The sequence below is a fragment of the Bacillus sp. FJAT-29790 genome, assembly GCF_019039215.1.
Taxonomy (GTDB): Bacteria; Bacillota; Bacilli; order Bacillales; family Cytobacillaceae; genus Cytobacillus.
On record NZ_JAHNZZ010000004.1, the window covers coordinates 137,457 to 144,399 of the forward strand.

General features: G+C 40.2%; 9 protein-coding genes. 8 read left to right on the forward strand and 1 reads right to left on the reverse strand.

What is annotated here, in order from left to right; genetic code table 11:
* Window positions 1–616 precede the first annotated feature (616 nt).
* The 6 genes from BGM26_RS19360 to BGM26_RS19385 all read left to right on the forward strand — a co-directional run bounded on the left by BGM26_RS19360 (window position 617) and on the right by BGM26_RS19385 (window position 5,182).
* Entirely contained in the window at window positions 617–1,456 is an 840-nt protein-coding gene (locus BGM26_RS19360) for a flagellar hook-basal body protein (protein ID WP_217041921.1), read from the forward strand.
* Window positions 1,457–1,600: 144 nt separating this feature from the next.
* Entirely contained in the window at window positions 1,601–2,443 is an 843-nt protein-coding gene (locus BGM26_RS19365) for a flagellar hook-basal body protein (protein WP_217041922.1), read from the forward strand.
* 39 nt (window positions 2,444–2,482) lie between these two features.
* Entirely contained in the window at window positions 2,483–2,755 is a 273-nt protein-coding gene (locus BGM26_RS19370) for a DNA-directed RNA polymerase subunit beta (protein WP_217041923.1), read from the forward strand.
* Between the two features lie 723 nt (window positions 2,756–3,478).
* Entirely contained in the window at window positions 3,479–3,901 is a 423-nt protein-coding gene (gene fabZ / locus BGM26_RS19375) for a 3-hydroxyacyl-ACP dehydratase FabZ (protein ID WP_217041924.1), read from the forward strand.
* 159 nt (window positions 3,902–4,060) lie between these two features.
* Complete coding sequence (locus tag BGM26_RS19380; RefSeq protein WP_217042059.1) at window positions 4,061–4,294, forward strand: hypothetical protein; 234 nt, start codon at window positions 4,061–4,063, stop codon at window positions 4,292–4,294.
* A gap of 486 nt (window positions 4,295–4,780) precedes the next feature.
* Window positions 4,781–5,182: a hypothetical protein gene (locus BGM26_RS19385; RefSeq protein ID WP_217041925.1), complete on the forward strand. Its 402-nt coding sequence runs from the start codon at window positions 4,781–4,783 to the stop codon at window positions 5,180–5,182.
* A gap of 277 nt (window positions 5,183–5,459) precedes the next feature.
* Here BGM26_RS19385 and BGM26_RS19390 read toward each other — a convergent pair whose 3' ends face one another.
* Window positions 5,460–5,864 (reverse strand): YwpF-like family protein, encoded by a 405-nt coding sequence (locus BGM26_RS19390; protein WP_217041926.1) that lies wholly within the window; start codon window positions 5,862–5,864, stop codon window positions 5,460–5,462.
* Window positions 5,865–6,349: 485 nt separating this feature from the next.
* Here BGM26_RS19390 and ssb point away from each other — a divergent pair, with 485 nt between their 5' ends.
* Window positions 6,350–6,721, forward strand: coding sequence for a single-stranded DNA-binding protein (gene ssb / locus BGM26_RS19395; RefSeq protein ID WP_217041927.1), 372 nt, complete (start codon window positions 6,350–6,352; stop codon window positions 6,719–6,721).
* On the forward strand, window positions 6,714–6,911 hold the full coding sequence (locus BGM26_RS19400) for a hypothetical protein (RefSeq protein WP_217042060.1): 198 nt from the start codon (window positions 6,714–6,716) through the stop codon (window positions 6,909–6,911). The genes ssb and BGM26_RS19400 overlap by 8 nt, the downstream gene beginning before the upstream one ends.
* Window positions 6,912–6,943 lie beyond the last annotated feature (32 nt).

Below are 6,943 nucleotides of genomic sequence, written 5' to 3' on the forward strand. Positions count from 1 at the left end.
CGCGTGTCTATCAACAACATTGTTTAACAATGCCAAAAAAAATAGAAAGTCTGCCAACCAGATGCAGATCGGGTGGCAGGCTTTTTTATATACTGCTATTTGCGAGTGGCTGTTTTCGTAAAGTTTGTTGTTTCTATAATGTGATATTTATCTAATAAATATGAGTTGGTTGGAGCGGAGGGCACTTGACTCCTGCGGGAATAGAGGGAAGTGGGAGACCCCGCAGGCGGTAACGCCGAGGAGACTCCAGTCCCTCCCCGCGGAAAGCAAGTGCCCGCAGCGGAAATCAACGGGCAAACTTTCAAGGCTAAAAACAACAGTATATGCGAAAATAGCTTGCAAATAAACAGGATCATTTCATTTCGCAAATAGAGGAATTTAACAGGTTAGTGTAGGAAATTCAAACGAATTTGTTATCGAAAATCGTTATTTTTCAAAATTCGATTCTTTTCTTCTAAATAGTAATGTTTATTCTGCCGATATTTCTTATAATAGAAGGAAATAGAAACAGTACAGATACCATACATAACCATGAAGTCTAATAACTGTAACTAATGTGGAGGATAAACAAAACATCCACTGATGGAAGTTTCACTTAAATTATGAGGTGAATGACATGTTTAGAGGTTTTTATACAGTCGCGTCCGGGATGCTTGCCCAGCAAAGAAGGACGGAGATGTTAACAAATAATATGGCAAATGCCAATACACCAGGCTATAAAGCAGATCAGTCAGCATTGCGTGCTTTTCCAGAAATGCTTTTGCAGCGATTTGATCAGCAATCGATTCCTACTGAAAAAGGATTAAATCTCCCTGTTACTAAAAGAGTAGGACTCCTCAGCACAGGTGTTTATATGCAAGAAGCGATCCCTGCCTTTATGCAAGGAGATATGAAGGAAACGGGACTCCAGACCGATGTGGCTTTATTGGATGTTCTCATGCCTGCAAATCAGGAAAATGGCCAAAGCGGTTCCGTTTTTTTTACGGTGGCTGATCCTTCTGGAGAAACTCGGTATACAAGAAATGGGAATTTTACGGTTGATGGACAAGGATTTTTAACAACAGCAAGCGGGTTGTTTGTATTGAATGACGCAGGAAATCCAATCCGGTTATCTAGTGACCGGTTTACAGTAAATGAAAACGGTGTTTTGACTGGAGAAGGCGGCGAGACAGCAAGATTGGGTATCGGTTTTACGAATAATCCCCACCGCTTAATTAAACAAGGAGATGGGCTATATCGGACGGAAGATGGCAATGCTTTGGCTAATGCTTATAATGCCGGTGGCGTCCAATTTAAGCTTCAGCAAGGGTTTCTAGAGCGATCTAATGTGGATGTGGGTAGAACAATGACAGACATGATGACCGCCTTCCGTGCGTTCGAAGCAAATCAAAAGGTCCTTCAAGCATATGACCGCAGCATGGAAAAAGTAGCGAATGAAGTAGGGCGGATCGGGTAATCTGGGGAAGAGAGATCCCTGAGGAAGCGGGCGTTTCGCTTAAAATCAGTAAAATGGGAACTTTACATTCCCCCGATCGGCATATGGCATAGAAACATATTTTCGGCATATACAACCAAATGATCTCGGGTAAGGATGAGAATGATGAATCGAACGATGATTACGGCAACGAATACAATAACCCAGTTGCAAAAGCAAATGGATATTGTTAGTCATAATATGGCAAACATCGATACAGTAGGCTATAAACGCAGAGAAGCCAATTTCACCGATTTGCTTTTTCAACAATTTAATAACCAGCGAAACGTAAATCATGAAGGAAACCGCTTAACGCCAAATGGCATCCGTCAAGGAGTGGGCGCAAAGCTTGCTCAGTCCCAAATCGTAATGACACAAGGAGCTTTAAAAAGGACAGATCGCCCGCTTGATATGGCGTTAAAAACGGAAGGCCAATATTTCCGCGTATTAGAACAAGGGGATAATGGTTCAGCTGTGCGCTACACAAGGGATGGTTCCTTTTACTTAACTCCGTTATCGCAAAACGAGACGATGCTAGTGACAAGCGAAGGCTATCCTGTTTTGGATGAAAATAATAATCCGATTATCATTAATGGACAAGCCAAAGAATATCATGTTTCGGAAAATGGCCGCTTGGCTGTCTCCATCGTAAGCGGTGAAACGAGGGAATTCAATCTTGGGGTTGTCCTTGTGAAGAAACCTCAATTTCTTGAGCAAAAGGGTGGAAATCTCCTCGGCATGCCGGAGAATTTTGCGGAATTGAATACGATGGAGAATGAGATTCTTACAGAATTGAATGGACCATTGCGCAATCAAATTTCAGTTCAGCAAGGCTTTCTAGAGCAATCGAACGTTGATATGTCAAAGGAAATGACAGAATTGATTAATCTTCAGCGCGCTTATCAATTCCAGTCTCGAGCCGTTTCACTGGCCGATCAAATGATGGGATTAGTCAACGGAATTCGTTAGGAATAGTTTTACGTTGATATCTAAAAGGGGAAAATGAAAATGTCAAAAAACAACAATAATCAGGATGCAGCGAAAACGCGTGCACAATTTAAAAAGGAACACAACGGCAAAGTGGAAAAAGTGCAGAACAAGCGGATTCGTGTGCGCATCCTTCCAATCTGGCTGCGGATTATCATTGTTGCTGTTTTAATTTTCCTTAGCGTCATCGCCGGCGCTGCAGTTGGATACGGGGTTATCGGCGGAGGCAATGCAAGAGATGTATTTTCCAAATCAACATGGACGCATATCATCGACCTTGTTGAAAAAGAATAAGCAGTTAAAGAAGGGCAAAGCTTGCCCTTCTTTTTTTGCGGGGAAAAGTTGAGTTGGCTGATAAAATCGAGGAAAGTCGCCGATAAAGATTTCATTTCCCGTAGAAAGGAAAAAGGGAAGTCTTCGGTAAATGCAAGGCAGTTACATTGCCCGTAGAAAGACAAAAGGGAAGTCTTCGGTAAATGCAAGGCAGTTACATTTCCCGTAGAAAGGCAAAAGGGAAGTCTTGGGTAAATGAAAGGCAGTTACATTGCCCGTAGAAAGGAAAAAGGGAAGTCCTAGGTAAATGCAAGGCAGTTACATTGCCCGTGGAAAGGCAAAAGGGAAGTCTTAGGTAATGAAAGGCAGTTACATTGCCCGTAGAAAGGCAAAAAGGGAAGTCTTGGGTAAATGAAAGGCAGTTACATTTCCCGCAAGAAGGAAAAAAGATCATCCTAGGTAATTGAAATCGAGAAAATCACCGATAAAATCTGAAAGTCGCTCATAATAGCGAGAACCTTGCTGATAAAATTGGAACGTGCTTAATAAAAATCGAGAAAGAGGAGGAAATACCAAATAAACAACAGCAGTGGAGACTCTAAATTCCTAATAAATTACAGAGACAAAGTTAATTTCAAAAGTCGCCCACCCTTTTAGCCTCATATTCAAAACAAAGTTTGCGAATTTCGATTTTTTTAGTAAAATGAATGGAGATAGAACCTATTATTAGGAGGAGGTACTAATATGTTAGACATAACTCAAATTAAAGAAATTATTCCCCATCGTTATCCATTCTTGCTAATTGATAAAATTCTTGAAGTAGAAGAAGGTCAAAAAGCAATTGGAATTAAAAATGTAACAGCGAATGAAGAGTTTTTTAACGGGCACTTTCCCGATTATCCAGTCATGCCAGGCGTGCTCATTGTAGAAGCATTAGCCCAAGTTGGTGCAGTTGCCATGCTAAAAAAAGAAGAGAATCGCGGCCGTCTTGCCTTTTTTACTGGCATCGACAAATGCCGATTTAAAAGACAGGTCAAGCCTGGTGATCAACTGCGTCTAGAAGTAGAAATGACCCGCGTCAAAGGCCCGATAGGCAAAGGAAAAGGCATCGCAACTGTCGATGGCGAGCTCGTCTGCGAAACTGAAATAATGTTTGCATTAAAGTGACAGACGCCACTCGAATTTTGTCGAAAAAAATAAGGTAAAGCCGGCATATTAGTTGTCGGCTTTATTTTTTTTTATGCAAGTTGTATTCGATTTTGGGAAACATAAAAGGAGACCAGTAACAAGGTCAATAAATTTTAACTTTGAAAGGAGCTTTTTCTTATGAATAAAAAGCTTTTAACAGCAATTGGAGGTTCTATTCTCTCAGCCATGCTATTATCAGGTTGTGCAACAACTAAACAGGAGCCGCCTCCAGAGACGAATGTGCCGCCGGCTACAGATCATAACAACACCACGACCAATGATATGAATAGAAATAATGAATTAAACAACACTGGCACTACCACAGACACAACCCCAGGCACAACCACAGACAATCTGCATAAGAAAAGATAAAGAAATGTGTAGTGGAATAAGGGATAAGGCAAAAACGCCTATCCCTTTTATTTTGTGGAATATAGTTTTTTTAAAAAAGGCTGTTTTCGTAAAATTTGTTGCTTTTTTAGTGTGATTTTATATGAAAATCTGAGTTGATTGGAGCGAAGGGCACTTGACTCCTGCGGGAAACAGAGGAAACGGGAGACCCCACAGGCGGTAACGCCGAGGAGGCTCCCGTCCCTCCCCGCGGAAAGCAAGTGCCCGCAGCGGAAATCAACGGGCAAACTTTTAAAGCTAAAATCAACAATATATGCGAAAAGCGCCTAAAAAAATAAGCCTCAAATTTTTCACTTAATTCAAAATTGTGATCTCCTTTTCTATGAATTCAATCAATTATTTTATTTTCTGTCGTATTTGTGGTAATGTATTTATGTTATAATAGTCTGTAGGTTATCAGGTGATCGAAGATAGATTTGTTAACAATTGGGGGGTATTTTTACAAGAATGGTGTTTAAAGATCTTTCACAAGGAATAAAAATCAGTATTTCTCGGTCCATCACCACTTCATTTGAACTGTATATGAGCGGAATTAATTGGGATGAAAACCGATTTAATATACAAAAATTCGTTGCAGAATGGCGTGAGTATATTAACAAACATGCTTCTTGGTATAATCAAGTAAGTGATGATATGAAAGCAAATCCAGCGTTGCACGAAGAGTTAGCAGCAAAAATAAATGAATCAATAAATAAAATATTGTCTGAAAAACCAACCGCTGCCCAAATGGAAGAAATCAACCGCCTTCAAGAGGGCCTTGGCGAAGAACATGATTATTCCTGTAAAATGGAAGCAAAATACGTCATTGAAAAGATGAAAGAAAAGCTAAAAAAAAAGCAGAACAGCTAATGCCGGCGACCGAAAAAGAGCTTAAATACGCATCTATCCTGTACTTTCATGTGTATCAACAGGAGCTCCCAATACGAGACTATCGAAAGCAAGATGTTGAATACATCATTCAACAATTAAATATAATGCTTACAGAAGGAAAAGAGCCTTTGGCTAATTTGATTTTGCACTAATTAATATAGATTATTCACAAAAACTCCCGATAGGTAAACGGGAGTTTTTGTTGTGCGCAGATAGTTGGTAAGACGTCAGTTGAAGCTCCTATTAGGGGAAACGATTACCTTTTGATTTTTTTCTTAAATTCATTCACAAGTTCTTCGCCTTCTAAGCCTTGCTCAATGAGGTTCTTTAAAACGATTTCCGCATAATCATTATTTGTCCTTTTTAATTTCCCCTCAAAAAGAATGCTCATATGGTTGTCAGTATGTTTAATTGATGCGATCTTCGTTTGAAAAGTGGCAGGATTATTTTCTTTCTTCGTAATGACCACTTGAACAAGCAAATCCTTGTCCTTCTTAGCTAGATCTTGGAAATAATCGTCATAAGATTTCCTAATATAGGCCTCTAAAAGCCAGAAGCTTCGATCATCTTCTTGATTGATGATCAAGCCATCAACCAACTCGATGTCCACTAATTTTTCATCTTCCACAACCTGCAGCGAGATCAATTTAAAAGTCTTCATCCTGTTCCTCCCGTTCTTTGATTTTATTAAATAAAGTATCTTTTCTTGCGTTAGCTTTGAAGTTGCCATAGGACGACCAGCCCCTACCCACTTGGAGGAAAAAATAGAAAACCTTTTTTCGCCAATCCCTGTAGAAGGTAAAAATGGATCACCTTTATGTGACGGTCGGTTTGTGCTTGTCGGGGATGAAGGCGCTTCTGCAATTCTAAGAAATGCAAAGCTTCCTCTGTGGACTGTCCATTTTCATTTACAAAAATTATAACACAGGCCTGGAAGTAATTAGAACTGGAACCCATGTCGAAAAAAATTTGTCGAACAACCGAAAATCGAATTTTTGAGGTGTTTTTAATCAATAATCGGTCTTTTTTATTAGGGAAATTGGGTTTTATAGGAATTTAGCCCCCGGAAAATGCGTTTTTCCCTTTTTTACTGATGGGCCCTTGGCGGTTATGATAGAAACATCAAATAGAGAGGAGAATGAAAGCATGATTAACCAGGTAACGCTAGTAGGCAGGCTGACAAAAAGTCCGGAGCTTAGGAGGACACCCGAAGGAACGCCGGTGACAAACGTAACTTTGGCTGTTAACCGTCATTATCGCAACCAGCGTGGAGAAATTGATGCAGATTTTGTGCAGTGTACCCTTTGGAAAAGAGCAGCCGAGAACACATCTCGATATTGTCGAAAAGGGTCGTTAATTGGAATAACCGGCAGAATCCAAACGAGACATTATGATAATCAAGAAGGAACCAGAGTCTATGTAACAGAAGTTTTAGCTGAATCGGTGAGATTCCTCGATCAAAGGAAACCGGAAGAGATGTTCGTAACGGTTACGAGGGAGGCGTCCACGGTTGAGTAAATCCTTTCAGAGGGAGAATGAAATGGAATATTTGATTGAAACATTAATTAGAATGCTTGGAAAATCGAATGAAAGAGTGATTGATTTAAATAAACGGGTAGACCAGCTAGAAGCCATCTTTCGTGAATCGATCATGCCGGATTATCATCCGATCCAGCCGAAAGAAGGTCCTGCCCTATTCCCAAACTGAACTTCCCGAAAATGTCCGCGGCATTATTCCTT

Excerpts from the sequence above, each read along its gene's own strand:
- ssb (WP_217041927.1), top strand. The coding sequence starts at position 6,350 with ATGATTAACCAGGTAACGCTAGTAGGCAGGCTGACAAAAAGTCCGGAG.
- BGM26_RS19390 (WP_217041926.1), bottom strand. The coding sequence starts at position 5,864 with ATGAAGACTTTTAAATTGATCTCGCTGCAGGTTGTGGAAGATGAAAAA.
- BGM26_RS19370 (WP_217041923.1), top strand. The coding sequence starts at position 2,483 with ATGTCAAAAAACAACAATAATCAGGATGCAGCGAAAACGCGTGCACAA.
- fabZ (WP_217041924.1), top strand. The coding sequence starts at position 3,479 with ATGTTAGACATAACTCAAATTAAAGAAATTATTCCCCATCGTTATCCA.
- BGM26_RS19365 (WP_217041922.1), top strand. The coding sequence starts at position 1,601 with ATGAATCGAACGATGATTACGGCAACGAATACAATAACCCAGTTGCAA.
- BGM26_RS19360 (WP_217041921.1), top strand. The coding sequence starts at position 617 with ATGTTTAGAGGTTTTTATACAGTCGCGTCCGGGATGCTTGCCCAGCAA.
- BGM26_RS19380 (WP_217042059.1), top strand. The coding sequence starts at position 4,061 with ATGAATAAAAAGCTTTTAACAGCAATTGGAGGTTCTATTCTCTCAGCC.
- BGM26_RS19385 (WP_217041925.1), top strand. The coding sequence starts at position 4,781 with ATGGTGTTTAAAGATCTTTCACAAGGAATAAAAATCAGTATTTCTCGG.